Source organism: Cucumibacter marinus DSM 18995 (genome assembly GCF_000429865.1).
GTDB lineage: Bacteria > Pseudomonadota > Alphaproteobacteria > Rhizobiales > Devosiaceae > Cucumibacter > Cucumibacter marinus.
Genome location: NZ_KE386979.1, coordinates 179,431 through 205,686 on the forward strand (window position 1 = coordinate 179,431; position 26,256 = coordinate 205,686).

Consider the following 26,256-nt stretch of genomic DNA (forward strand, 5'->3'; position numbering starts at 1 on the left):
ATAAACACTTACGTCTAATGGCTAATGGTTCGTCAACGCGCGTAGCAAATAGTGGGACAGTGAGCATGCTTTCGATCGATTCAGAGCGCCATGCATCTTTCAATTTGCAGCGTGAGGCCGACGCGCAACAGTAAAATGAGATATCATTCCATATCTCTACTTATTTAAGAAAGGAAAAAAGGATTCTAGTATCCCCTATTCATTCATTTCTAGCCAATAAGTTCCGAAAGCATCCAAATGAGCGCGAACGCTGACATATGGGAAGAAGACTTGCTTTCTCGCCGGGAGGAAGCAGATTATTTGGAGTCTTTCCTTTCCAAGCAGGTTTCAAAACGCAGAAAGGATGGCCAAACGGCCAGCTATGTAATCAACATAGACGCAGACTGGGGTGAGGGTAAGTCATTCTTTCTAGAGCGATTTTCCCGTCAGTTGAAGGCAAGGGGGCACGTTGTCGCCAACGTAAATGCGTGGCGCGACGATCATACGGACGACCCTTTTGTGGCGGTTCTTTCGGCGATTGATGAGGCCATCAAACCTTTAATCCCTGAAAATGTCACCGTTAGAGACCGCTGGAAGAAAGTCAAGGAATCGGCGCTTCCCACCATGGGGCGAGTTTTTGCAGGGGCAACACGGGCCACTGTTAAGCGATATCTCGATTCCGAGATCGATGACCTGTTCGCGGATGGTGAAAGTTCAAGTGTGGATGAAGGACTTGCTGCTGGAGCAAAAGAGGGGATACGGCAGGCTTTTGCGTTGTCGAAGGCCACTGACGCGATGATCTCAAAGTTCAATCAACAACGATCGTCGATAGACCAATTTCGTGAACGAATGGGGCATGTTGTAGATTGCATTAGCCAAGAGAAGCTACTATTTGTATTGATTGACGAGTTGGACAGATGTCGTCCAAGTTATGCTATTGCTTTGCTTGAGAGAATTAAACATCTATTTGATGCTAATGGTGTCGTGTTTGTATTCGCAACAAATTCAAGTCAACTTCAGCATAGTATAGTGGGCGCCTATGGTCCGAATTTTGAAGGATTCCGATATCTCCAACGTTTCTTTGATATAACTTATGATCTTCAAGCGCCAGATAGATCGAATTTCATAGAGTTTGTCTTCAAAGAAATAAATTCACGTTCGCTAAATTGTCCTGTCGAAGATATAATGGAATTTCTGCGTGTTGCTGTTGGTTCTTATAATCTAAATCTGAGAGAAACGCAGAAACTTTCTGAGACTATTGAATACGTCCTTGACGGATGGGTTCACCAAATCGATCCAGAAATAGTTTTCCTTGTGCCACTTGCAATTCAATTGATTCGCACTGGCAGAGTAAATGTTGAAAATCTAGTCGCTGAAATACCTAAGAATTTTTCATTCTCGCGAGCCAGGCGCAGTGAATTTGGCAATGTGATTCGCGGGACGGATAGTTTTTCCGTCAAGTCCGCGTTAGGAGAGATTATCAAGATGTCAGAGAGTTTGGATTATGCAATCGAGAAATCATCAGGGAGTTCGCGCGATTGGCAAGCTAGATACATCTCTAATGCATTTTCGCGTGAGTATAACGGGGTGCCGATCAAGCAAGGCTCGCCAAGCATACAATCGCGTTTGCCGTCTTTGGTTGCCTATGCAGGCCGGTTCTCGTCGACGGACGAACACGATGGATAAGATTGAATTTTCACGTCTTTAGATAGGTGCCCTTGAAGTCAATCGAGACCGCCCGCAGATTTTCCATCGCGCCGAGATGGACCGGACATAAATTATTGTAGATCACCAGCTTATGAGGCGGGGCAACACGAACGGCATCCAACGGAAATCCCGCTGATTGATATTTAGTTCAGCATTATTCCTAGGAGCCAATCTGCGGGGAGAGTCTCGGTGGGACATGGCCGGGCATCGCAGCTCATTGTCGTGGGAGGTCAATCAGGCCGACGCCGCGAGCAATTGATTGCGATATTCGGCCGGGGTCTGCCCGGTCCAGCGACGGAAGGCGCGCACAAATGAGGAAGCCTCCGAAAACCCCACGAGATAGGCCGCTTCATTGACGGAGACCTTGCGGGCCGCGAGATAATCGGATGCCATGCGGCACCGCAATTCATCGGCGATTTCTGCGAAGGTCGTGCCTTCCTGCTTGAGGCGGCGATAGAGCGTGGCCCGGCTCATGCCGAGTTCGGAAGCGATCGCGTCGATCGAAGCCTCGCCCTTGTGAAGACCAGGCATCAGCTCGGCTTCCACGCGTGAACGGATGCTATCTTCCTTTTCCAGCTCCGCGAGGAGGGCATCCGCCTTATCCGCGAAAATGCCGAATACGTAGCGCGACGTGTTTTCGAAAGGACGTAAGAGCCATTCGGGAGCGATTTGCATTGCATTGCGCGTACATCCAAAGGCGATGGGGCATTGCAATATTTGCTCCAGTTGGTCCGCATGTGCCGGTTGGGCATGAGTCATTTCAATCCGCACCGCAAACGGGTGTTCGGGAAGGTTGCGCCTGAATTCGCCGATGAACCGTCCGAATGCGGCCTCGGTCAAAGCCGGGCTGGTGTTCGGGTCGGGCCTGTTGTCGGTGATCCAGACTTCGCCGCCTTCCTGCGAAACGCTGAAACGCGGGCCGCCCTCCATAATGTCGATTTCCACCATGAGCGTGGCATAGCGGTTCAGCTGCGCCATCGCGTCGGGCAGTGAGGCGGCGGAGCCAACGATCAACCCGACGACACTGATTTTCTCGAGTTGCGTCTCAACGGCGTGCTTTGCCAGCAAAGCTGGTTCGCCGGTCTGAGAAATCAGCACATCGATCAGTTTCAAATAGATGTCAAAGCCGATGCGGCTGTCTTGATCGCCTAGGTCGCTCTCGGTCAGTCCGACCTCTTGAAGGACGTCGGATTGGTTCAATCCCCAGCGTGCCGCGTATGCGGCAAGCGAACGAACCAGTCCTGCGGCGACTGTTGCGCGTTTCATCTGATCATACTCGTTTGGGCAGGACCTTATCCAACATGACGCCCAAGGCCAACAACTTGAAACCAGCGGTCATGCCCACCTGGGGAGGCGTCGCCTATACCCTCACCATTCCAACACGGGGACAGCGGTTTCGCCGCCCCAAACAGAAAGGTGACAGACATGTTTTCACTTCAGAAATGGGGCGCCGCTGCCGGATTTGGTGCTGCCGCCACTTATATTTTCGGCTTCGTCCTCCTCCTCACAGTCCTTGCCGGATCCGGGTACGGCATGGCGGATGCCGATCCCGCCACCGTCGTTTCCTTCGTGGTCAATGAGCGCACACTCATGACCTGGTGGTACACGATCATTTATCTGGTCAATGGCTTTCTGGTTGCAATCCTGGCCATTGTGCTCGCCGACATCTTCAAGCCGCTGGCACCGACCCTCGCCACGGTCACGCAGGTTTTTGGTGCGCTTTGGGCGACCCTTGTGGTCGGCGCAGGCATGGTTGCGAATGTCGGCAACGAAGTCGTCGCTGCCCAATATGTTTCCGACCCCGAAGGCGCGGTGCTGATGTGGCAGATATTCTCTGGCGTTGAAAACGGTCTTGGCGGCGGTAACGAGATCGCCGGTGCTGTTTGGGCGCTGGTCGCCGGTGCGGCCATGCTGCGGACAGCGTTGATGCCAAAATCCCTTGGCTACTTCAGCCTCGTGATTGGCGCATCGGGCCTGTTGACCCTTGTCCCGGCGCTGAATGACACTGCCGGCTCTGTGTTCGGACTTGGTTACATTGTCTGGTTCGCGTGGGTCGGCATTGCGTTGCTAACCCGCAAAGCCTGAGGTTGCAGCAAGCGACTTCCCTGAACGCAAGCCGAGTGCAAAGCGCCCCACAGTGTGGGGCGCTTTTTTTTCGAGGCTTGATCTGATTGCGTTTGGCAGAAAAAATGATTGGCGGGTTCTGCTCGTATTTTCAAATGGGCGAACCACATGCAGAACCCGCGCACTGTCCTCATCATTCTGATCGCCATTCTGGCCGTCAACCAGATGGACCGGACCATTCTGTCCATTTTGCTGGACGACATTTCCAAAGAATTTAGCCTCAACAACACGCAACTCGGCCTGCTGTCCGGGGGTGTGTTCATTGTCGTTTATGCCATGTTCGGTTTTCCCATCGCCAAGCTTTCTGCGCGGGGGAACCGCCGCAACATCATTGGCATATCGACCGCTGTGTGGAGCCTTCTCACGCTTTCCGTTGCCGCGGCACAGAACTTCTGGCAACTCATGCTGGCACGCTTTGGTGTCGGGATCGGCGAATCCGGCGCCGTTGTCCCGGCTCACTCCATAATCTCGGATCTCTATCCGGCCGAGCGGCGCACCTCGGCCATGGCGAGCTTCGTTGTGGGCGCCAATCTCGGCGTTCTGCTGGCGTTTCTGGTCGGCGGCATCGCCGGTGAACTTCTGGGATGGAGAGGCGCTTTTCTGATTGCCGGTGTGCCCGGCCTGATCCTTGCTGTCATTTTGTTTGTCTTTGTTCGGGAGCCGCAGCGCGACCATAGTGAACGGGTTTCAAAGCGGGGCCTGTTCCTGCAAACCTGGCATGCGATCTGGCGGGATCGCGGTCTTCGTCACGCCCTGATCGGGGTTTCCCTGGCGTCCGTGCTGACCCATGCCGGCCTGACCTGGAACGCCCCGTTCATGATCCGGACCCACGGCCTTTCGCTCATTCAAACCGGCGTTTTTCTGGCATTGAGCGCGGGAATACTGGGTAGCATTGTGACCTGGGCAAGCGGCCAACTTGCGGACAGATACGGCAGGACAAACCCGCGCTTCCGGCTGGGGATGGTCGTCGCGGCCATTCTGATCGGAAAGCCGTTTTCTGCCGCTTTCGCCATCATTGAGCCAACCGTACCCGCGCTCTTGAGCCTGCTGGTGCCCATCGGGTTGGCCAGCGTCTTCTGGGGGCCGACCTTTGCCTTCCTCCATGGACGAGTGGAACCGGCGATGCGCCCGATGGCAACGGCGATTTTCATGTTCGCGTTTTCCGTTGTGGGCGTTGGTGTCGGGCCAACGCTTATCGGGGTCTTGAGCGACACGGTATTCGCCGCATCCGGAGACCGGGCGCTGGGCTGGTCCATCGTGAGCGTGCAGGTGATCGGTGTCTGGAGCGCCTTCCACTATTGGATTGCCATGAAGACATTGCCCGCGCGCACCAGTGCAGGACAAAGTGAAACCTATAGCAAGTAGGTTGAAACCAGCCATCATCGCCAAGGACCGGTCGCGCCAATCAGGTTCCGCTCGACCATCGAACGAAGGGAAGCCCAGTGAAGATTGCGCGAACCATCTTCATCGCCGTTTCGATCCTGGCAACGGTGATCAGCCTTTGGTTTGTGCCATGGCGGACGCTTGTGCTCCACCTTTCGCCATTGCCTGAAACGGTGCAGGCCGAGCTCGATCAGTTTACGGGCGCCGGGATCGACGGCGTCATTGTCTATGCAAGTCTGGACGGCAAGCCTGCTCAAACGTTTGTCAGCGGCTGGAGCAATCGTTCAGCGAAGACGCCGGTAAACCCGCAAAACCTTTTCAAGATTGCGAGCATCACCAAGCTCTATGTTGCAGCGCTTGTGGCCAAGTTGGCGGATCGTTCCGAGCTCGATCTGGATCGCACCCTTGCCGAATATTTGCCTGGGGTCGCCGTTCGCATTGAAAACGCTGACCGGATAACGCTCGCCATGCTGGTTCAGCATAGAAGCGGCATACCGAACTACAGCGACGTTGAGGGCTATCCCTGGTTCGATCCTCCAACAAAAGAAGAGGATGTTCTGGAATTCGTACTGGATCAACCGGCCGATTTTGCGCCGGGGGCCGAATACCGCTACTCGAACGCAAATTATTTCCTGATCGGCATGATCCTTGAAGCCGCTTTGGGCCAGGACTATGAACAGCTCATCAGGCGGGAAATCATCGACCCACTGGGCTTGAAGAACACCTATACGTCCATGGCCGGGTTCGACATGGACCGGCTCATGAGCGGTTACACGGCGGGATATGACGACGACCTGAAGGGCATCAATTATACAGGTCCGATGGGTTCCATGATCGCAACAGCCGAAGATGTCGGCCTGTTTCTGCTTTCCCTGCACGACGGCACGCTGTTCAGTCCATCAGCGCAGGCCATTTACTCATCGCTTTATGAATATGGTCACACCGGACTTTTGCCCGGCTATTCGAGCATCGCCCGATATATTCCTGAACTGGACGGCGTGGTTGTCCAGTTTGCCAATAAAAGCGGCGAACGCCTCTGGTGGATCATGGAGGTGAACTATGATCGTGTCGTGCGGATCCTGCGTGAAGAGGACTGAGCCAAAATTGCCGCCCGGCGTTGCTGCGCCGTCCCCCATTGCCTGCACCGGCTTCGGTATGAGAGATGTGCGCATCGCTCATCCCTGTGCTATAGCGGCCCGCACCGAAACTTAGCCCGCCTTGCGGGGCGCTTCATCGAAGGTGCACGCTTGCCGATGCCGTTATCCGACGCCCGCAGATTTTCCATCGCGCCCATGATGGATTGGACCGACCGGCATTGCCGGTTTTTCCATCGCATCTTGACGCGGCGGAGCCTGTTGTTCACCGAGATGATCACTTCGGCGGCGCTGATCCGCGGTGGGGCTGACTGGTTGCTGCGCTACAATCCCGAGGAACACCCGGTGGCGATCCAGCTCGGGGGTTCAGACCCCGAAGAGCTGGCGGCAGCGGCGAAGCTCAGTGCCGATTTCGGCTATGACGAGATCAATCTCAACATCGGCTGTCCCTCCGACCGCGTGCAATCGGGCCGGTTCGGCGCCTGCCTGATGGCGGAACCGGCGCTGGTGGCCGAATGCGTCGCCGCGATGAAGCAGGCCGTCGATATTCCGGTCACGGTCAAATGCCGGATCGGGATCGACGATCAGGACAGCGAAGCCGATCTCAACCGGTTCGCCGACGCAATGGTTGGCGCCGGCACCGACGTTCTTTATGTCCATGCCCGCAAGGCGTGGTTGCAGGGGTTGTCGCCGGCCCAGAACCGGGATGTGCCGCCGCTCGACTATGAGCGCGTCTATCGCCTGCGCGAACGTCTTTCGCCGCTACCTGTGATGATCAATGGCGGGATCGAGGATCTCGATGCGGCCGAAGCGCATCTCGGCCATGTCGACGGCGTCATGTTGGGGCGCGCCGCCTATCACAATCCGTCCTTGCTGCTCGATGTCGATCGCCGCTTTTTCGGCGATAGGGTTGAACAGCCGAGCCTTGAAGAGATCGCGCGGCAGATGGTGGCCTATGCCGGCCGCGAAATGGAGAAGGGCGTCAAGCTCAACCAGATCGCCCGGCACATGATCGGCATCGGGCACGGCCTGCCGGGCGCCCGGCGCTATCGCCAGATCATGACCATGGAAGCGGTGAAACCGGACGCCACCCCGCAATTGATCGAAGATGCGCTCTCGATCATCGCGCCGCACTGGCAGGATCGGGTGGGGGAAGCGGCCTGATCAGTCCGTCAGGGTCAGCGCATCGCGCGCGACGGAATAACCTGACAGCGTCTCAAGAAATGTCATGCCCAAAAGGCTGGTTTCAAGCGAACCGGGCTGGGCGACAAGCGCCTGGATGCGTTCGCGCCGGATGCCGCCGATCTCGATTTCGTCGAGGCGGATAAAGGCTGCCCGGCCTTCGCCATTGGCGGTCTGCACCGGCACGATATAACGCAAACGGTCGGTATCGATGCCGGCTTTGGCAGCATCGTTTTCGGTCAGGACCACCGTTGAAGCGCCAGTGTCGAAAATGAAATGGGTGTCCGCGCCATTGACGTCTGCATTGACCCGGAACGAGCCGCCGATGCCGCGGCGAAACTGCACCGAATGCCCGTCTTCGGAAACAATGCCGGCGCCGGGTGACAGTTCGCCCAAAAGGCGGGTCCCGAAATCGGCAAGCTCGGTTCGATAGGTGTAGCCCGCGGCGATAACCACGAAGATCGCCCCCCACAGCGCCAGGCCGGTGGCGAACTGGCCGATGCGGATGCGGCGGCTCATGGCGCCGCCCCCTACCAGCACGAGAATCGAAAGCAGGGCGACGAGCTGTGCGAACTCATGCTGCTGGAGCCCGATCAGCGTGCCGGCGTCGGAAGCGACGATAAGGGCCAGAAGGGCGGCTACGGCGAGGGCGATGCCGACAAAAATCATCGGCGTGGTCCGAGATGGGTCATAACAGAAGCATAAAGGCACTCAATCCGGCGATTTCAAGGAGTGCCTGACCCCCACCGATGAGATCGCCCGTCTGTCCGCCGACAAGCCGCGCGCACAGTTTCTGCCACAACACGATGGTGCCCGCGAGCACGACAAGGGCAGCGAGTGCGGGGAAAGGCCCGCCGATCGGCAGGGCGAGAACGAAGAAAATGAGAGCGGCGGATGCCGCGCCGATGCCGAACTGCCGGCGCGGGAGGAGGCCGGCTTCGGCGGCAAGGCCGGTTCCCCGTGCGCTCGGCAGAGAGGTGGGCAGCCAAAGCGCAAAGCTGCGGGCAACGACACCGAGGCCCAGCCAGGCGAGTGCAGCGGCTATGGGCGAGAAGTGGGCCATCCAGGCCAGCGCCGCACCACGGGCGAGGAGGCTCAGCACCAACGAAAGTACGCCATAGGTTCCGTGGCGCGAATCTTTGAGGATTTCGAGCCGGCTTTCGCGATTGTCGGCGCCGAACAGGCCGTCGGCTGCATCGGCAAGCCCATCCTCCGCCATGGCACCGGTCACGATGACCCAGGCAGCAAGGGCCAGGGCCGCGGCAAACAAGGGGGATGAGGGCACCAGCCAGACCAGAACGGCCAGCATGGCGGCCGGGATCAGGCCGATGGCGATGCCTGCGACCGGAGCGGCCACGGCGAGGGCACCGATCTCGAATCGGGCGGCAAGGCCGTGGGGCACCGGCAGGCGTGAATAGAAGGACATCGCCATAAGGATCTTGCCGGCGAAAGGGGGCAATGGAGCCCGACTCCCGGGGCCGTTTTCGGCTTCGTCCGTCTCGTTGTCCTGCCTGATGCCCGTCACGTGCCGCTCCCGGAATTGCAATTCGCCCTGCCTTGGGTAGAAGAATGTTCCCTTCTTTTCCACGCGATTCTTGAGGCGTCATGACAGATCATCCCGCCGGCAGCCCTTTTGCCGATTTCGCCGAGTTGACCACGCTGATGCCATCGGGCAGCCAGTCGGCGGTCGAGGCCGTCAAGGCGCGGGACGCGCAGCTGACCAAGCCCGCCGGGTCACTGGGCGCGATGGAAGGGCTGGTCGAGTTCCTGGCGCGCTGGCAGGAGAAGGAAAAGCCCGCGCTCAACAATCCGATGGTGACGATCTTTGCCGGCAATCACGGGGTGGTGCAGCAGGGGGTCTCTGCTTTTCCGCCCGAGGTGACCGCGCAGATGGTCGCCAATTTCACCAATGGCGGGGCGGCGATTTCGCAGATCTGCGCGCTGCACGAAATCAATCTCAGGGTGTTCGAGCTGGCGCTCGAAGTGCCAACCGGCGACATCACGCAGGAAGCGGCGATGGACGAGCGCACCTGTGCGGCCACGCTCGCCTATGGCATGGAGGCGATTGCCGGTGGGGCCGATTTGCTGGTGGTCGGCGAGATGGGGATCGGCAACACAACGGTCGCTGCGGCGGTGCTGGCGGGCCTGTTCGGCGGCACCGGCTCGGACTGGGTCGGCCGAGGTACCGGGGTCGACGATGCCGGCCTTCAGCGCAAGGCCGAAGCGGTCGACCGGGCGCTCAGGCTGCATGGCGAAGCGATTGTGGGCGATCCGTTTGCCGCTCTGGCGCGGCTCGGCGGGCGCGAGATTGCGGCCATGGCCGGGGCGATCATCGCGGCGCGGCACCACAAATGTCCTGTCATCATCGACGGGTTCGTCGCAACCTCGGCAGCCGCGGTTCTTTATGCGATCAATCCGGCCGCGCTCGATCACTGCCTGTTCGGGCACGTGTCGGCTGAAGCCGGTCACGCCCGGGCTCTCGAGGCCATGGACAAGACGGCGCTGCTCGATCTCGGCATGCGGTTGGGGGAGGGCAGCGGCGCGGCGATGGCTGCCGTGGTCGCCAAGACGGCCTTGCATGTGCATCAGAACATGGCGACCTTCGCAGAGGCCGCCGTCGCCGAACGCTCCGGATAGGCAGGCCGGGCTCAGACCCCGCCTGCGCGGCGTTCAAGCACGTGTTTCTCACGCTGATTGGTGGTGAAACCGGCGGCGCGGGTGAATTCGGCGCGCGCCTCGTCGAAGCGCCCTAGCCTTTCGAGCATGTCACCGCGTGCGGCCGGGAGATACGGGTACTCGCTGAGCGCCCGTTCGGCGGCCAAGTCGTCCAGCAGGCGCAGCCCTGTCTCGGGCCCGAAGGCATAGCTGGCAGCCACGGCATGGTTGAGGGCGACCACGGGCGACGGGCTGAGGTCCATCAACTTGTGATAGAGCGCGGCGATCCGCGGCCAATTGGTGGCCGCCACGCTTTCGGCACTCGCGTGACAGGCAGCGATGGCAGCCTGCAGCGTGTAGACGCCTTTAGGGCCTTCCAGATGATCGGTGCGCTTGAGATCGGTCAGACCGGCATCGATCAGGTCCTTGTCCCACAAGGACCGGTCCTGATCCTGTAGCAGGACGGGCTGGCCATCTGGTGTTGTGCGCGCGGCAAAACGCGAGGCCTGGAGTTGCATCAGGGCGAGAAGCCCAAGCACTTCGCCTTCCTGGGGCAAAAGGCCGGCCAGGATCCGGCCAAGACGTATCGCTTCGTCGCACAGTGCGGGGCGGATCAGGTCTTCTCCTGCGGTGGCCGAGAAACCCTCGTTAAAGATCAGGTAGACGACTTCAAGGACCGAATCGAGACGCGCGGCGCGTTCATCGCCATGGGGGACCTCGAACGGAATCCGGGCCTGGGTGATGCTGCGCTTGGCCCTGACAATGCGCTGCGCCATGGCCTTCTCGTTCGTGAGGAAGGCGCGCGCGATCTCGGAGGTGGTCAGGCCGGCGAGCATCTTGAGCGCCAGCGCGGCACGGGCCGGTGCGGGCAGCACCGGATGGCAGGCTGTGAAGACAAGCCTGAGCACATCGTCGCCGATATCGTCATCGAGCCCGGTTTCGATATCGCCGCGCGGGTCGTCGTGGTCGGGCATATCGGGGTCAAGGATGAGCTCGTCGAGCTTGCGCGCCATCATGGCGTTGCGGCGAAAATAGTCGAGCGCGCGGCGTTTGGCGGCGGTCATCAGCCAGGCGCCCGGATTTTCCGGAATGCCGTCTCGAGGCCATTGGCGCATGGCCTGGATCAGAGCCTCCTGCGCCATGTCCTCGGCCAGATCGACATCGCGCATCATGCGGGTGAGCGCCGCGATCAGTTTAGGAGACTCGCGGCGCCAGACAGTCTCGATGGTCCGGTCGGCTGATGGCGTATTCACGGCACGGATCAAAGCAGCTTGGCCGAGATGCGGCAATCGGGATATCGCCGCTCAAGCGGTGTCCGCGGCGTAAATCTCGAGCTTGGGACGGCGGTGCACAACCGGGGCGAGGGCATCCATGACCCGGTTACGCGGGAAGGTGGCGATCGCCTCGGTGCCGAAGCGCAGCTTGGAGAACAGGTCGAACCGGCCCTGATGCAGCTCCATGATCGACTGGACGATCGGAAGGCCGAGACCCGCCCCCTGTTCGGCGGTTTTCTGGGCCAGCGAGCCCTGGCCGAAAGAGGACAGGACGGTCTCGATTTCCTCCTCGGGAATGCCCGGACCATTGTCGCGCACCGAGACCATCTGGCCGCCATCGGCGCTGCGCGAGACAGAGAAGATGACCTTGCCCTGCTGGGGCGTAAACTTGATGGCATTTGAGAGGAGGTTCAGTGCGACCTGGCGGATGGCGCGCTCGTCGCCCCAGATCTTGGGCAGGCCGTCGTCGAATTCGGTGACCAGCTCGATGCCCTTGGAGCGGGCGCGGATTTCGAGCATGCGCCGGCAATCCTCTGCGATATCGACAAGCGACAGGGCCTCTTCATTGAGTTCGTATTTGCCGGCCTCGATGCGCGACAGGTCGAGTAGTTCGTTGATCAGGTTCAACAGATGCTCGCCGGAGGCATGAATGTCGTTCGAATAGTCCTTGTATTGCGGCACCGAATGGGGTCCGAGCATTTCCGAACGCATGACTTCCGAGAAGCCGATGATCGCGTTCAGCGGGGTGCGCAGCTCGTGGCTCATGGTGGCGAGAAAGCGCGACTTGGCGACATTGGCCTGTTCGGCCTGGCGCCGCGCCTCGTCCGACGTCGCCTTGGCCTCACCCAGCTCGAGAATCAGCGCGTCCTTTTCGGCGCGGTGCTCGAGGCTCTTGATCTCTGTGCGATGAAGTGTGCGCGCCAGATAGTTGAAGAACAGGGCAGCGCCAGCAGCAGTCGCGGCGAGCGCGTAGTTGAGTTCGCCGCCGGTGGCCAGCAGGTTGGCTCCCACCGTGATGGTCGCAGGCAGGGTGCTGACAGTTGTCGCGATCGGCAGGGTGCGGGTCGAAATTCCGTTGACGGCCATACCGACGAGGAGCATGGCGAACAGGATCACCAACACGCCGTCGGCGTCTGCGGTGATGGTGAACAGCGCCATCAGAGACCAGGCGATGCCATAAACGGTTTCGCCGGCAACGAATGTCGTTGTCCAGCGCCGCGCATCGAACCGGTTCATATCGGTGTTGCGGAACTGGCGGCACATGATGATGAGGCCGAAATGGGCGATGCTTACCACCGCCGCCCACACAAAGGTGGCGGCCAGATGCACCCACAAGCTTGCCAGCGAGGCGAGGATAACGACCAGCAGAGGAACGGCCAGCGTGCCCGAAAGCCGCGAATTCACATATTCGCCGAGCAACTCATAGTCATAGGAGGCACGGGTGCCGCTCGAGGAAGTCAGCCGCTGTCGCGCGTCGGAAATCGTGCGTTGGGTCGAACGCACGCGCTCGCGCGACGGGCGCGCGGGATCCGTTTTCGAGGCTGAAGCGGATGCGGTCGGCATGCCGATACTCGGAACTCTGACTTCGGACGCGTTGAACGCATTGGGTTAATGGTCACCGGAACCCTAACAAGCTGGTAGTTAACGGGTCGTTAGGTGTGATGATTTGCAACAGGTGCGGGCCGCCGGCCAGATTGGGCGTTTGGGGGAGAGTTCGAGGTTGATTTGGCCGCCCATTCGGATAATTTTCTAATTGCCGGGTCAGAATCCGGCAGAATTGGAAACCCATTCCAAGGGGGCGGATATGGCGCTCGACAAGATCGACCGCAAGATTTTGGCGCTGTTGCAGAAGGATGCCACCACGCCGGTGGCGGAGATCGGGCGCAAAGTCGGGTTGTCGACAACGCCATGCTGGCGCCGCATCCAGAAGATGGAGGAGGACGGGATCATCCGGCGCCGGGTGGCCATTCTCGATCCGTTCAAGGTCAATGCGGGCGTGACGGTGTTTGTCGCCGTGCGCACCAATCAGCACAACGAGACATGGCTCAAGGATTTCGCCAAGGCCGTCGAAGAGTTCCCGGAGGTCATGGAATTCTACCGCATGAGCGGGGAGGTCGATTACCTGATGCGGGTTGTGGTGCCTGACATTGCTGCCTTCGATGCGTTCTACCAGAACCTCATCTCGAGGATCTCGCTCTCCGATGTCAGCTCATCCTTTGCGATGGAGCAGATCAAATACACCACGGTGTTGCCGCTCGATTATATCGCGCCCGGTGAAGACTGATCGGGGCTAACCGCCCGTCACCGACATGTGGCGCGGGACCGCGGGACCGGCATGGTCGCGGTCGATCAGGAAATCGTGGCCCCTGGGCTTGATCAGCATGGCGCGATCGAGCGCGTCGTCGAGCGCTTCGGGCCCGTCATTGCGCAGCACGTCGCGCAGATTAAGTCGGTCTTCCTGTCCAAGACACAAATAGAGATCGCCGGTGCATGTCAGGCGGACGCGGTTGCAGCTCTCGCAGAAATTGTGTGTGAGCGGGGTAATGAATCCCAGCCGGCCGCCGGTTTCCGCGACATGGACATACCGGGCGGGACCGCCTGTCGAATGAGGGTCATCGGTCAATGTGAACCGGGTTGAAAGACGGTTGCGGACCTCGCTGAGCGGCAGGTACTGGTCCGGGCGGTCGATATCGACTTCGCCCATGGGCATGGTCTCGATCAGCGTCAGGTCCATCCCATGTTTGTGCGCCCATTCGAGCATGGGGACAATTTCATCCTCATTGCCGCCTTCGGACGCGCCGCCCTTGAGGGCGACCATGTTGATCTTGACCTTGAGACCCGCTTCGCGCGCGGCGGCAATGCCGTCAAGCACCTGCGGCAGGCGGCCCCAACGGGTGATCTCGGCAAAGCGGGCTTCGTCGGTCGTATCGAGCGAGACATTGACCCGGCGAACGCCAGCCTCGAACAGGTCGGAGGCGAAACGGGTCAACTGGGAGCCGTTGGTGGTCAGGGTCAGTTCGTCGAGACCGCCGTCATTGCGCAAGGCGCCCAGCCTGCGGATCAGGGTCATGATGTCCCGGCGCACCAGCGGTTCGCCCCCTGTGAGGCGCAGCTTGGTCACGCCGCGGGCCACAAAAGCGCGGGCGATGGTGTCGATTTCCTCTAGCGAGAGAACTTCTCTCTTGGGCAGAAAGCTCATGTTTTCCGCCATGCAGTAGACGCAGCGGAAGTCGCAGCGGTCTGTTACCGAGATCCGCAAATATGTGATCGTGCGGCCAAAGCGGTCGGTCAGCGGATTTTTGGCGGGGGAAGTCATATCCGGGTCCCTTGTTTCGGCCGGACTGTAGGAGGAGGGCGGCGGCGATGCAATTCAATCGCGTTCACGCCTTGCTCGCTCAAACGCAAACGGCCCCCGAACAGGGGGCCGCTGCAAACTCGTTATTGGCGTTCGACTAGAGGCGAACGATTACACGCGCCCCGACCTTCACGCGACCATAGAGGTCGATGATGTCTTCATTGGTGAGCCGGATGCAGCCCGAGGAAACCTGATGACCGATGGTCCAGGGCTCGGAGGTGCCATGCAGACGATAAAGGGTCGAACCGATATACAGCGCGCGGGCTCCCAGCGGGTTGCCCGGACCGCCCGGCATGTAGGCCGGCAGTTCAGGCTGGCGCTTGCGCATGGCCGGCGGCGGGGTCCAGCCCGGCCATTCCGCCTTGCGGGAGATGCGGTGCGAACCCGACCAGCGGAAGCCATCGCGGCCGACGCCGATGCCGTAGGAAATAGCGGTGTCGCTATCGACAATGTAGTAGAGCCGGAACTTGGAGGACTCGACCACGATCGTGCCCGGCGCGTAGTTCGACGCGTACTTCACCGTTTCGCGTTTGACCGAAGACCCGCGGGCCTGCAGCGCCCGGCGCGCAACCCGCCGGTTCGGTGTCGCGGCAGGCGCGTCATCCAGGTAAACCCATTCATTGGTTGCCGGATCGAAAATTCGCTCCTGCGCAACGCTCTCACCGACCACCAGAGTGGCCATCAAAACCGCGACCAGCGCAGCGGCAAAAAGTCTGATTTTGGTCATCGCCTCTTACGTCCCTCGAATTGACATGTGGCTCGCCGGAGCCACGCAACCAGTTTCAAGCTACTAAACGCTGTTTACCAAACTGCAAAGGCGCAAGCGCGCGTCGCATCGCTTTTTTGACGTTTTGTTGCCCAGAATCCGCCAAAAATGGCCGTTTTGGGCTTCACCATTTTGTGAGCGGGCGCTTGACAGGACCCTCTGGCCGGGCGATTGCCGGGCGCCAGCGGACCGGAGGCAGTGGAGAACCAGTTGGCCGATTCCCGAAAACGGCAGGCGGCGGCAGCGGCGCTTGAAGAAATCGAGAACGGGATGCGGGTCGGGCTTGGTACCGGTTCGACGGCCTGGCACCTTGTCGATCTCCTTGGAGCGAAGGTGGCCAAGGGCTTTGAATGTCTGTGCGTACCGACCTCCGAGGCGACCGGACAACAAGCCCGCGCGCTGGATATTCCGCTGACCACGCTCAACGAGACGCCAGAACTCGATCTCACGATCGACGGCGCGGACGAGATCGATCTCCGACTGCGCTTGATCAAGGGCGGTGGCGGAGCGCATCTGCGGGAGAAGATCGTGGCCGCCGCTTCGAAACGCATGGTGGTGATTGCGGACGAAAGCAAGAAGGTCGATGTGCTCGGGCGGTTCCCGCTGCCGCTCGAAGTCGATCGGTTCGGCCATCGGGCCACGGCGCGGCACCTTGAAACGGTGCTGGCGGATTTCGGAGCCCAGGGTGATCTGGTCGTTCGCGGCGGCATCCAGACACCGTTCGTGACGGACGGCGGCCACCTCATCTATGACGCATCATTTGGCCGTATTTCCGATCCAGAAGGCTTGGCCGAGGCCTTGAGCGCCGTTCCGGGGCTCGTCGAACACGGTCTGTTTGTGCGCTTGTGCAAGGCAGCGTATATAGCGGGTGAGAACGGGGTCGAGGTGCTGGCTGCGCCAACCCCTGAAATGAAGTAACGATCACGGCCAGGGAGCCTGATGAACATGGTGTTTGCCAAGACCTGCCGGCGTCTTCTGCTTGCCGGCCTCATTGCCTTTGCGGGAATCGCCGGCGCTGCCGCGCAGGAAATTTCGCCGGACCACCTCGCCGTCGCACGCAAGCTCGTCGATCTGCAGGATCACGGTGCAACCTGGGAACGGGCGGTGGTCAACACCGCGGTGGAGGCAACCCGTGCCTTCATCAATGACAATCCCGACCTGGCCAAGCCGATCTCGGACACCGCCGAACAGGTGATGGCCAGCTATCGCGACCAGAAATCGGCGCTGTTCGATCAGTATGCCCGGATCTATGCGGTCAATTACTCCGTTGAGGAACTCAATGAGCTCATCGCGTTCTACTCATCGGATATCGGGCAGAAGTGGCTCAAGAACACCCCCGAGGTGAACCGCGCGCTGCAACTGGCGCTGACGGTCTATGAAAACAACGTTTCGCGCGAATTCATCGCAAAGATGCGCGCCAGCCTGGCTGAACAGGGCTACAACCTCTAGCCGCGTCGGAAGCTTCAGACCGAGTTGAGAGACCCCTGCCTTGTGCAGGGGTCTTTTTTGTGCAAGCTCCCGGGTCCTTGGATAGGGGAGACCGGTCAAAAATGGCATTCGACTACGATCTCGTGGTTATCGGTGGCGGTTCCGGGGGCGTGCGCGCAGCCCGCATGGCGGCGACCTATGGCGCCCGGGTGTTGCTCGCGGAAGAGTACCGGCTTGGCGGAACCTGCGTCATCCGCGGATGCGTGCCAAAGAAGCTCTTCGTCTATGCCAGCCGGTTCAAGGACATGTTCGAGGTCGCGCCGGCCTATGGCTGGCAAACCGACGCTCGATTCGACTGGCGCACCTTGCTTGAAAACAAGGACCGTGAGATCGCGCGGCTCGAAGGGATCTACGGGTCGCTGCTCGACAATGCCGGGGTCACGGTCAAGGCGGAGCGGGCATTGGTGACTGGTCCGAACGCGGTTCGGCTGGTGTCTTCGGGCGAAGAAGTCAGCGCAGAGCGCATCCTGATCGCGACCGGCGGGCGCCCGAGCCTGCCCGAGATAGAAGGAATCGAATTGGGCATTTCTTCGAACGAGGCCTTTCATCTCGAAGAGTTGCCGGAGGCGATCTGCGTCGTCGGGGGCGGTTATATTGCGGTTGAGTTTGCCTCGATTTTCGCTGGGCTGGGGGTGAAGACGACGCTCGCCTATCGAGGCGAGCAGATCCTTCGCGGTTTCGACCAGGACATTCGGGAGATGGTGACCGAGGGCATGGCCCAGCGCGGCATCGAGATCAAACTCAACCTCCATCCGGCGGCGCTCAGGAAGACGCCGAGCGGTGCCATAGAGGTGACCTGCGAAGACGGCAGCCGTTCCGAATACGGGGCAGTGATGTTTGCCACCGGCCGGCGGCCGAATGTCGAAGGCCTGGGGCTTCAAGCAGTGGGTGTGGACCTTGCGCTCGACGGCTCGATCCGGGTCAACGACCGGTCGCAATCGAACGTGCCCTCAATCTATGCGGTGGGTGATGTGACCGGGCGTGCACAGCTCACGCCGGTGGCGATCCGCGAAGGGGCTGCCTTTGCCGAGACCGAATTCAATTCCAACCCCACAACCGTTGACCATTCGATCATACCCACTGCGGTCTTCTCGGAGCCTGAAGTCGGCACAGTGGGCATGACGGAAGAAGAGGCCAGCAAGGCCTATGACGAGGTCAACGTCTACATGTCCCGCTTCCGCCCGATGATCAACACGCTCACGGACCGACCGGAAAAAATGCTGCTCAAGCTGATCACCCGGGCCGGGGACGAAAAGGTGCTGGGTGTGCACATCGTCGGCCCCGGCGCCGGCGAAATGATTCAGCTTGCCGGCATCCCGGTCACCATGGGTGCAACCAAGGCCGATTTCGATCGCACCATCGCCGTGCATCCGACGGCGGCGGAGGAGCTGGTGACCCTCAAGCAACCCACGCACAAGGTGGTCAACGGCCTCAGGCAGTAATCCTCAGATACCGCTGGCGCCGACAAGCCCCTGCAGGCCTGCGCCAATCAGAAAGGCCAGGCCGGCGGCACCCAGTCCGATCACCAGGGTTTCGAAACCGGAGGTGGACCAGTGCTGGGTCGACCAGCGCGATTTGACGGTGCCGATGGCGAAAAACACAACACCCGTCATGGTGCTGGCAATGAGAGGGGATTGGGCGAGGTCGAACGCAAAGGGCAAAAGCGGCACGGCACCGCAAATGATGAAGGCCAGGAAGGTCGCCAGAGCCGCCAGGCCCGGTGAGCGCTGGACGGATGTCAGGCCGTATTCTTCATGCAGCATGGTGTCGAGCATCACCTCGTCGCGCGAGGATATGATGTCGACCATGGTATCGAGCTGTTCGCCTTCATAACCCTTTTCCCGATAGATCCGGCGCAACTTTTCTCGCTCATGCTCCCGGTTGTCCCTGAGGCGGCGCAATTCGATCTGCCGGATGCGTTCATAGTCATCGCGTTCGGCCTTGGTGCCCGAATAGTTCGACGCGGCCATCGAGAAGCCGTCCGCGATCAGGTTGGCGAGACCCAGGACCAGGATGACGCTGGTCGACAGGTTGGCGCCGATCACGCCCGCCACGACCGCGAATGTGGTCACCGCACCATCAATGCCGCCATAGATCCAGTCGCGCAGATAGTTGACCGATGGCGCCTTGTGGAGCCGCGCGGCGACGTCATTCGGCGCGTCTGAATGGTCGATCTCGCTCATTGGTTCCTCCGCACAGACAAGATGCTGGCATATGCGAAATTGCCCGAATGACCAAGCGGCGACGGCTTTGGCCGTTTTCCCTCCCGACAAGCTGGCGCGGGCGGGGCAATTCTGCTAGACCGCCCGGTATTATTGACGTGTAGCCACGAGTAGACCCATGACCGACTGGACACCCGCAAGCTGGAGAGACTTCGAAGCGCAGCAGATGCCGAACTATCCGGATGCTGACGATTTGACGGCAACCGAGGCTCGGCTATCGACTTTTCCGCCGCTGGTCTTTGCAGGCGAGGCGCGCGATCTGAAATCCCATCTGGCCCAGGTCGCAAACGGGAAAGCCTTTCTCATTCAAGGCGGTGACTGTGCCGAGAGCTTTGCGGAGCACCATGCGGACCATATTCGCGACTTCTTCCGCGTGTTCCTGCAAATGGCGGTCGTGCTGACCCATGGCGGGTCGAAGCCGGTGGTCAAAGTCGGCCGCATTGCCGGACAGTTCGCCAAGCCGCGTTCGGCGGATACCGAGACCGTCGACGGGGTGACGCTGCCGAGCTATCGCGGCGACATCGTCAACGATATCGACTTCACCGCCGATGCGCGCGTGCCTGATCCCAACCGGATGATCATGGCCTATCGGCAGGCGGCGGCGACGCTTAACCTGCTGCGCGCTTTTGCGAGTGGCGGTTATGCCAATCTCGAGCGTGTGCACGAATGGACCATGGGTTTTGTAAAAGACACAAAGTCCTACGCCAAATACGAGGAAGTGGCGCGCAAGATCGATGAATCGATCGATTTCATGCGGGCCATGGGCATCACGCCAGAGAACACCCCGGCGCTGCGCGAGACCAAGTTCTTCACCAGCCATGAAGCGCTGCTGCTGGGCTATGAGGAAGCGCTGACCCGGCGGGATTCGATCACCAATGAGTGGTACGCGACGTCCGGGCACATGCTCTGGATCGGCGATCGCACCCGCAATCCCGACCATGCCCATGTCGAGTATTTCCGCGGCATCAATAATCCGATCGCCCTGAAATGCGGACCGACCATGACCAATGACGACCTCAAGCGTCTGCTCGATGCGCTCAATCCGGCCAATGAACCGGGCCGGCTGACGCTGATCACCCGCTTCGGCGCCGAAAAGGTGGCCGACCATCTGCCGCGCCTCATCGAAGTGGTAAAGAAGGAAGGCCGTTCGGTGGTGTGGTGCTGCGATCCGATGCACGGGAATACCATCAAGGCTTCGACCGGATACAAGACCCGGCCGTTCGAACTCGTGCTCGACGAAGTGCGCAACTTCTTCGATGTGCATCGCCAGATGGGAACCTATGCCGGCGGTGTGCATGTGGAGATGACCGGCCGCGATGTGACCGAATGTGTCGGCGGGCTGTCGGCGGTGACCGAGGCAAGCCTCAAGGACCGCTATCACACCCATTGCGATCCGCGGCTCAATGCGTCCCAGGCCCTGGAACTGGCGTTTCTGGTGGCCGAGGAAATGCAGGATCAGCGTCCCCAGCGGCCGCGCAGCTTCGCCGCCATCTAGGCGAGGCGACCAGCTGAATTCACAAGCGCCGCGGCCTTGCCGCGGCGTTTTTGCGTTAAGACATCGTTAGCGCCCGGTTAGGCTCGTCTTAACCCTAATCAATCATAAACAATCCCAGCACAGTATTGCATTCCGCGTTGTTGGAGATTGGTCATGCGTCGTCCCCTGTTGGTTTCCCTGGCGGTCTCCGCCCTTCTGGCCGGCACCGGCGTTCATGGCGCGTTCGCTGCCGACTGGGACAATATGATGCGCGGCGGGTTCACCGATGAATGGGACACCCCGACAGGCGGCATCGATCCTCTCGAATTCGAGGCAGGCATGCGCTACTGGTACGCGATGGGCCGTCAGGCTATCGGTACCGGGGCCGGGGATTTCACCTCCGAAGACACCGCACATATTCCCGAACTGTTCGTGCGCATCGATGATGCCTCGACCGACAGCTATCTCAAGTTCACAGCCGGTTATGCGGCGGCCATCAATGGCGAATATGACAGCCCCTACGACACCGACACCTTCACCGGCGGCAATATCGGTTACGTCGTCGCCGATTTCGGCTACGGGGTCCTGGGCGACAACAGCGGCGGGACGCGTTTCGGGCCGCTGATCGGCTATCAGTACTGGAACGATTCTCCGGACAATGGCCGGGCCGGATATGCGGTCGTCGATGGAATCACTTGGCCGACCTCACAGCCCGAACCGATCGTGCCCTTCGACAGTTCAGAGCAGAATCTCGACATCCATGCCCTGCGCCTTGGTGTGTCGGGCAAGGCCGAACTCGGCCGGTTCTCGATCGAGGGTGAAGTCGCGGCCATTCCCTATGCGTCGATCTCCGGAACACTTGGCGGCGGCAGCGATGGCGGCCCGTTCGCCTGTACGCCGCCGGCTGGGGATTGCTCCATGTATCTGACGACGCCGGTCGAATTCGACGGGCGGGGTTATGGCGCGACTGCCGAGGTTATGCTCGGTGCCGAGATCGCCCATGGCTGGAACATCAAGGCCGGCGGGCGCGCCTGGTACATGCTGGGGGTCGGTGAAGGCTCATACGGGACGGTCGAGGTGACCGATTCCCAGGATCTCGATGCGGATCCCGACTATGAAACCCCGGGTACGGCCGCACAGCAAACCTATGTCGGCGATCTCACCGGCTTCGAACTCTTCCGGTTCGGGGGCATGGTCGAGTTGAGTTACAGCTTCTAGGAAAAACGGTTCTCCACGCCGTTGTCACGAGAGCGCCGCGGCCATGCCGCGGCGCCTTTCGTTTGTGCCCTTGCTTGCCCTTCAAGTGCGCAAACGATAAAGCTCAACGCGATTTCACCCGCGGTTCGCCGCGCCCTTGATTGCATGCAGCAGGCCCCTCCGTGACAGATCATTTGCGTATCGCGCTGGCGCAGCTCAACCCGACCGTTGGCGCGCTCAAGGCCAATCTCGAGCTTGCCGAAAAGGCACTGTCTGACGCCGAAGCAGCAGGTGCCGATATCCTGATGCTCTCGGAATTGTTCCTCACCGGCTATTTCCCCGAAGACTTGCTGTTCAAGCGCAAATTCGTGACCGATGCGATCGATGCTGCGCATCAACTGGCAGCGAAGACGGCCGGCAAGGATCTTTCCCTGCTGCTCCCCACGCCCTGGCTCGATGGTGACACGCTCTACAATGCGGTGCTCCTGGTCGAGGATGGTGCGATCAAGGACAAGCGCTACAAACACAAGCTGCCAAACGACGATGTGTTTTATGAAAAGCGCTATTTCGCATCCGGGCCGCTGCCCGGTCCCTTGAATATCCGGGGTGTGCGGATCGGTGTCCCGATCTGCGAAGACATATGGGCGCCGGATGTCTGCGAGTGCCTGGCCGAGACAGGCGCTGAAATACTGCTGTGCCCGAACGGTTCGCCTTATCACCGGGCCAAGCAGGATGTGCGGCTGAACGTGGCCATGGCAAGGGTGGTCGAGACCGGGTTGCCGCTGCTTTATCTCAACCAGTTCGGGGGACAGGACGAGCTGGTGTTCGATGGCGCTTCATTTGGTCTCAATGCCGATCATACCATGGCCTTCGAGGGACGGTCTTTCGAAGAGGAGTTGGTGATCTCGGACTGGCACCGCACGAAAAAGGGCTGGCATTGCGAGGCCGGCCAGGTGCGCCCGCTGGTGTCCGTCGATGAGGCGCCCTGGCGCGCCTGCGTGATCGGGCTTCGCGACTATATCCGCAAGAACGGGTTCACGTCGGTGGTGCTGGGGCTTTCGGGCGGCATCGACAGCGCGGTGACCGCAGCGATCGCCGCCGACGCGCTCGGCCCTGAAAACGTGCACTGCATCATGCTGCCCTATCGCTACACCTCCGAGGAAAGCATCCGGGACGCCAAGGATTGCGCCGAGCGGTTGGGGGTGCGCTACGATGTTGTGCCGATCGGGGAGCCGGTCGAAGGCGCGAATGAGGCGCTGGCGCCCTTGTTCGCCGGACTCAAACCAGGCCTCACCGAAGAGAATATCCAGTCGCGCATGCGCGGGCTCATTCTGATGGCGGTGTCGAACAAGTTGGGGTCGATGCTGATCACCACCGGCAACAAGTCAGAGATGGCGGTCGGCTACGCCACCATCTACGGCGACATGAATGGCGGGTTCAACCCGGTCAAGGACATGTACAAGACCCAGCTCTATCAACTCGCCCGTTGGCGGAACGCGCATATGCCCGGTGATTGTCTCGGCCCCGAAGGCGAGGTCATTCCGGTCTCGATCATCGAGAAGGCCCCGAGCGCGGAATTGCGCGAAGACCAGACCGACCAGGATTCCCTGCCGCCCTATGAAGTGCTCGATGCGATCCTGCACGGGCTTGTCGAGGACGAAGCCTCGGTCGAGGACATCGTGTTGCGCGGGTATGACCGCGAGACGGTCAAGAAGGTCGAGCGGCTGCTCTACCTCGCGGAATACAAGCGCCGGCAGGCCCCGCCGGGGGTGAAGCTCACCCAGAAGGCATTCGGTCTCGGACGCAAATACCCGATCACCTCGGGGTATCGCGATGAGGGCCGCGCGGAGGGCAAAGCATGACCCGGGTCCGTTTTGCCCCGTCCCCGACGGGTTTTCTGCATATCGGCAATCTGCGCCCGGCCCTGATCAACTGGCTGTTCGCGCTCAAACAGGGCGGCGAGTTCGTCCTGAGGTTCGACGATACCGATCCCGAGCGGTCGCGCACGGAATATGCCGAGGCGGCGAAACAGGATCTGAGCTGGATCGGCATCGAGCCGCATCTTGTGCGCTACCAGTCCGAGCGAACCGCGCTCTACGATGCCGCGCGCGGCAGGCTGATCGATATGGGCAGGCTCTATCCCTGCTATGAGACCGCCGAAGAGCTCGACCGGCGCCGCAAGCGGGCGCGGGCGCTGGGCAAACCGCCGATCTATGACCGTGCAGCGCTCAACCTCTCCGATGCCGAAAGGGCCGCCTTCGAGGCTGAAGGGCGCAAACCGCATTGGCGGTTCAAGCTCGATGGACGGGCGATCACCTTCACCGATCTGGTGCGCGGCGAAAGCCATGTGAATACGGCCACCCAGTCCGATCCGGTGCTGATCCGCGAGGACGGGAGCTATCTCTACACCCTGCCATCGGTGGTCGATGATATCGATATGGGGATCACCCATGTCATCCGCGGCGAGGATCACGTCACCAATACCGGGGCCCAGATCGAACTGATCGAAGCGCTGGGTGGGACGGTGCCGGTCTTTGCGCATCACAACCTTCTCTCGGATGCCGAGGGGCACGGGCTTTCCAAGCGTCATGGTGCCCTGTCCCTGGGCGATCTGCGCGGAGCCGGCTATGAGGCAATGGCGGTGGCGATCATGGCGGTTCTGACCGGCACGAGCGAGGCCGTGGCCCCGCATGCCGATCTCGACGCGCTGGCCGAGGTGTTCGATCTCTCCAAGGTCTCACGGGCACCGGCCCGGTTCGACCCCAGCGAGCTGGACGCCCTCAACGCGCGGCTGCTGCACACCACGCCCTATGCGGCGGTTCAGAACAGGCTTGAGGTGATGGGGATTTCGGACGCCGAGGCGCTTTGGCTTGCCGCGCGCGAGAACATCTCGAAGCTGTCCGACATCGAGGATTGGCATCGTATCGTCACCGGTCCGGTGGAACCGGTGATCGCAGATGAAGACCGCGGGTTTCTCAATGAAGCACGGGACTTGCTGCCGCCAGAGCCCTGGGACGGGGACACCTGGAAAGCCTGGACCGGCACGCTCAAGGATCAGACCGGGCGCAAGGGGCGCGGATTGTTTCTGCCCTTGCGGCTGGCGCTGACGGGACGGCCCGATGGCCCCGAACTCAGGAGCCTTCTGCCGGTGTTGGGACGTAAGGCGTGTCTGGACCGATTATCCTGATCTGTTTGCCGTCGACCTCGATCACCCGCAAATCGGCCTGAGAAACCACCACCGGGGTTGCCCGCTGTGGCTCGCCATTGCGCGATGGGCGCGGGCGGGGCAGGGGCACGAAGGTTGCTTCCGCCACCACGATCTCGGTCGTCCTGCGCGGGTCGCGGCGCGGCATGGGCACGACGCGATCCTCGAATGTCACGATCGCGCGGGTTTCGTCCCCGTCCTCGGCGATCTTGATCGAGCCGTAGTTGATCTGCTGCTTGCACGAAAAGCCGGCGGAGTATTCGCGCCGGTACTGGAAGGCCGTCGGCAGGTCGACATAACGCTCACCGGCGAGGTTGACCATGCTGTCAACGTCTTCACCAGGGATGTGGTAATAATAGAGTTCGACATCGGCGGTCGGGCATGAGGCCTGACAGGCGTCGGCGTCCTGAAAAAGATAGTCGTCGACCGTCGAATAGGAGATCGGCCAGTAATAGCCGTCCTGCTTGCGGACACATACCGTGCGCAGGGTCGACATCCCACCGAAGGGGTCGAACTCCTCGCCGATAATGTCGTTGCCGCGATTGGAGAAACCGCCGAACAGGCGCTCCAGAAAGCCGCCACGATCGCGCTCGCGGATGGTCACGTTGGACCCGGTCTGGCAGCCGAAGCGGGCGATCTGCTGCAGCACATCCTCGCGTGCCTGGGCGACGGCCTGGCCGCGCGACAGCCGCTGGCCGAGGGTCTCGACGTCCTGGCGCACGCGCTGGATCTGGCGGATGAGCTGGTTACACTCGCGGGGTAGGCGCTGGCCCTGTTGCATCATGCGGTTGCAGCCGGATCGCACGAAGGTGCTTTCGAGCCGGCGCTGGGCGTTGGTGGCATCGCGCAACTGCCCGGAATACTGCTGGATGTTGCGGAAATCGCCGTCGCGGTCGAGCGACTGAAGCTGGCGCTGCAATTGCCCGCAGGAGTTGGACTGGGCAAGAGCGGCCTCGCCTGTGAAAATGGCAATCAGCGCAGCAATGACGACGATCAGGCGATTCATAGAAGGCTTTGTGGCTCCGCAACATGGCCGGGTCGTGGCATAACCGGCGCTTGGCAGGGCATTCGACATCCCGGATGGTGTGTTAATCCATCAGGGCTTGGCCCGTTCCCTGCCATTGAATACATGTTTGACGACGCAGCTTTAA

The 26,256-nt window shown here is 60.6% G+C and carries 23 protein-coding genes; 14 read left to right on the plus strand and 9 right to left on the minus strand.

The window, feature by feature from the left end:
* Positions 1 to 237: 237 nt before the first annotated feature.
* Complete coding sequence (locus tag G489_RS0116490) at positions 238 to 1,665, plus strand: KAP family P-loop NTPase fold protein (RefSeq protein WP_029042440.1); 1,428 nt, start codon at positions 238 to 240, stop codon at positions 1,663 to 1,665.
* Between the two features lie 255 nt (positions 1,666 to 1,920).
* On the opposite strand, the gene G489_RS0116495 is transcribed toward G489_RS0116490, so the two are convergent.
* Positions 1,921 to 2,952 carry an AraC family transcriptional regulator gene (locus G489_RS0116495; protein WP_029042441.1) on the minus strand — a complete coding sequence of 344 codons (1,032 nt, stop codon included), beginning with the start codon at positions 2,950 to 2,952 and terminating at the stop codon, positions 1,921 to 1,923.
* Between the two features lie 159 nt (positions 2,953 to 3,111).
* Between G489_RS0116495 and G489_RS0116500 the strand changes: the two genes are divergently transcribed.
* The 4 genes from G489_RS0116500 (at position 3,112) to dusA (ending at position 7,451) form a co-directional block, all read left to right on the plus strand.
* Positions 3,112 to 3,771: a DUF4386 family protein gene (locus G489_RS0116500; protein ID WP_029042442.1), complete on the plus strand. Its 660-nt coding sequence runs from the start codon at positions 3,112 to 3,114 to the stop codon at positions 3,769 to 3,771.
* A 147-nt stretch (positions 3,772 to 3,918) separates the two neighbouring features.
* The gene (locus tag G489_RS21150) at positions 3,919 to 5,175 is read left to right on the plus strand and encodes a spinster family MFS transporter (RefSeq protein ID WP_051332754.1); all 1,257 of its coding nucleotides are present in this window, start codon (positions 3,919 to 3,921) and stop codon (positions 5,173 to 5,175) included.
* 77 nt (positions 5,176 to 5,252) lie between these two features.
* Positions 5,253 to 6,290: a serine hydrolase domain-containing protein gene (locus G489_RS0116510; protein ID WP_029042443.1), complete on the plus strand. Its 1,038-nt coding sequence runs from the start codon at positions 5,253 to 5,255 to the stop codon at positions 6,288 to 6,290.
* A gap of 156 nt (positions 6,291 to 6,446) precedes the next feature.
* Positions 6,447 to 7,451, plus strand: coding sequence for a tRNA dihydrouridine(20/20a) synthase DusA (dusA, locus tag G489_RS0116515; RefSeq protein ID WP_029042444.1), 1,005 nt, complete (start codon positions 6,447 to 6,449; stop codon positions 7,449 to 7,451).
* Here the strand turns inward: dusA and G489_RS0116520 are convergent, their stop codons facing one another.
* Together G489_RS0116520 and G489_RS0116525 are read right to left on the minus strand one after the other, a co-directional pair.
* The gene (locus G489_RS0116520) at positions 7,452 to 8,138 is read right to left on the minus strand and encodes a retropepsin-like aspartic protease family protein (RefSeq protein ID WP_029042445.1); all 687 of its coding nucleotides are present in this window, start codon (positions 8,136 to 8,138) and stop codon (positions 7,452 to 7,454) included.
* 19 nt (positions 8,139 to 8,157) lie between these two features.
* A complete protein-coding gene (locus G489_RS0116525) occupies positions 8,158 to 8,928 on the minus strand; it encodes an adenosylcobinamide-GDP ribazoletransferase (RefSeq protein WP_029042446.1) in 771 nt (256 codons plus the stop codon).
* A 146-nt stretch (positions 8,929 to 9,074) separates the two neighbouring features.
* On the opposite strand from G489_RS0116525, the gene cobT reads away from it, so the two are divergent.
* On the plus strand, positions 9,075 to 10,106 hold the full coding sequence (gene cobT / locus G489_RS0116530) for a nicotinate-nucleotide--dimethylbenzimidazole phosphoribosyltransferase (RefSeq protein WP_029042447.1): 1,032 nt from the start codon (positions 9,075 to 9,077) through the stop codon (positions 10,104 to 10,106).
* Positions 10,107 to 10,117: 11 nt separating this feature from the next.
* On the opposite strand, the gene G489_RS0116535 is transcribed toward cobT, so the two are convergent.
* The gene (locus G489_RS0116535) at positions 10,118 to 11,377 is read right to left on the minus strand and encodes an RNA polymerase sigma factor (protein WP_029042448.1); all 1,260 of its coding nucleotides are present in this window, start codon (positions 11,375 to 11,377) and stop codon (positions 10,118 to 10,120) included.
* A gap of 51 nt (positions 11,378 to 11,428) precedes the next feature.
* Positions 11,429 to 12,961 (minus strand): sensor histidine kinase, encoded by a 1,533-nt coding sequence (locus G489_RS21155; protein WP_051332756.1) that lies wholly within the window; start codon positions 12,959 to 12,961, stop codon positions 11,429 to 11,431.
* A 241-nt stretch (positions 12,962 to 13,202) separates the two neighbouring features.
* Between G489_RS21155 and G489_RS0116545 the strand changes: the two genes are divergently transcribed.
* Positions 13,203 to 13,682, plus strand: a complete 480-nt coding sequence (locus tag G489_RS0116545) for an Lrp/AsnC family transcriptional regulator (protein WP_029042449.1) — start codon at positions 13,203 to 13,205, stop codon at positions 13,680 to 13,682.
* Between the two features lie 6 nt (positions 13,683 to 13,688).
* On the opposite strand, the gene moaA is transcribed toward G489_RS0116545, so the two are convergent.
* Positions 13,689 to 14,714: a GTP 3',8-cyclase MoaA gene (gene moaA, locus G489_RS0116550; RefSeq protein ID WP_029042450.1), complete on the minus strand. Its 1,026-nt coding sequence runs from the start codon at positions 14,712 to 14,714 to the stop codon at positions 13,689 to 13,691.
* 136 nt (positions 14,715 to 14,850) lie between these two features.
* A complete protein-coding gene (locus G489_RS0116560; RefSeq protein ID WP_029042451.1) occupies positions 14,851 to 15,480 on the minus strand; it encodes a L,D-transpeptidase in 630 nt (209 codons plus the stop codon).
* A gap of 249 nt (positions 15,481 to 15,729) precedes the next feature.
* Here G489_RS0116560 and rpiA point away from each other — a divergent pair, with 249 nt between their 5' ends.
* From rpiA to gor, 3 genes are all read left to right on the plus strand, one after another.
* Complete coding sequence (gene rpiA / locus G489_RS0116565) at positions 15,730 to 16,437, plus strand: ribose-5-phosphate isomerase RpiA (protein ID WP_029042452.1); 708 nt, start codon at positions 15,730 to 15,732, stop codon at positions 16,435 to 16,437.
* Between the two features lie 21 nt (positions 16,438 to 16,458).
* Complete coding sequence (locus G489_RS0116570; protein WP_029042453.1) at positions 16,459 to 16,968, plus strand: DUF2059 domain-containing protein; 510 nt, start codon at positions 16,459 to 16,461, stop codon at positions 16,966 to 16,968.
* A 101-nt stretch (positions 16,969 to 17,069) separates the two neighbouring features.
* Entirely contained in the window at positions 17,070 to 18,449 is a 1,380-nt protein-coding gene (gene gor / locus G489_RS0116575) for a glutathione-disulfide reductase (protein ID WP_029042454.1), read from the plus strand.
* A 3-nt stretch (positions 18,450 to 18,452) separates the two neighbouring features.
* On the opposite strand, the gene G489_RS0116580 is transcribed toward gor, so the two are convergent.
* Positions 18,453 to 19,190 (minus strand): VIT1/CCC1 transporter family protein, encoded by a 738-nt coding sequence (locus G489_RS0116580; RefSeq protein WP_029042455.1) that lies wholly within the window; start codon positions 19,188 to 19,190, stop codon positions 18,453 to 18,455.
* Between the two features lie 157 nt (positions 19,191 to 19,347).
* On the opposite strand from G489_RS0116580, the gene G489_RS0116585 reads away from it, so the two are divergent.
* The 4 genes from G489_RS0116585 to gltX all read left to right on the plus strand — a co-directional run bounded on the left by G489_RS0116585 (position 19,348) and on the right by gltX (position 25,087).
* A complete protein-coding gene (locus G489_RS0116585; RefSeq protein ID WP_029042456.1) occupies positions 19,348 to 20,724 on the plus strand; it encodes a class II 3-deoxy-7-phosphoheptulonate synthase in 1,377 nt (458 codons plus the stop codon).
* 153 nt (positions 20,725 to 20,877) lie between these two features.
* The gene (locus tag G489_RS0116590; protein WP_029042457.1) at positions 20,878 to 21,921 is read left to right on the plus strand and encodes a hypothetical protein; all 1,044 of its coding nucleotides are present in this window, start codon (positions 20,878 to 20,880) and stop codon (positions 21,919 to 21,921) included.
* 161 nt (positions 21,922 to 22,082) lie between these two features.
* Entirely contained in the window at positions 22,083 to 23,762 is a 1,680-nt protein-coding gene (locus tag G489_RS0116595; RefSeq protein ID WP_029042458.1) for an NAD+ synthase, read from the plus strand.
* Positions 23,759 to 25,087 carry a glutamate--tRNA ligase gene (gene gltX / locus G489_RS0116600; RefSeq protein WP_029042459.1) on the plus strand — a complete coding sequence of 443 codons (1,329 nt, stop codon included), beginning with the start codon at positions 23,759 to 23,761 and terminating at the stop codon, positions 25,085 to 25,087. Before G489_RS0116595 ends, gltX begins: the two co-directional genes overlap by 4 nt.
* Here the strand turns inward: gltX and G489_RS22065 are convergent.
* Entirely contained in the window at positions 25,032 to 26,111 is a 1,080-nt protein-coding gene (locus G489_RS22065; protein WP_029042460.1) for a DUF2865 domain-containing protein, read from the minus strand. The two genes, gltX and G489_RS22065, sit on opposite strands and share 56 nt — an antisense overlap.
* Positions 26,112 to 26,256: the final 145 nt, after the last annotated feature.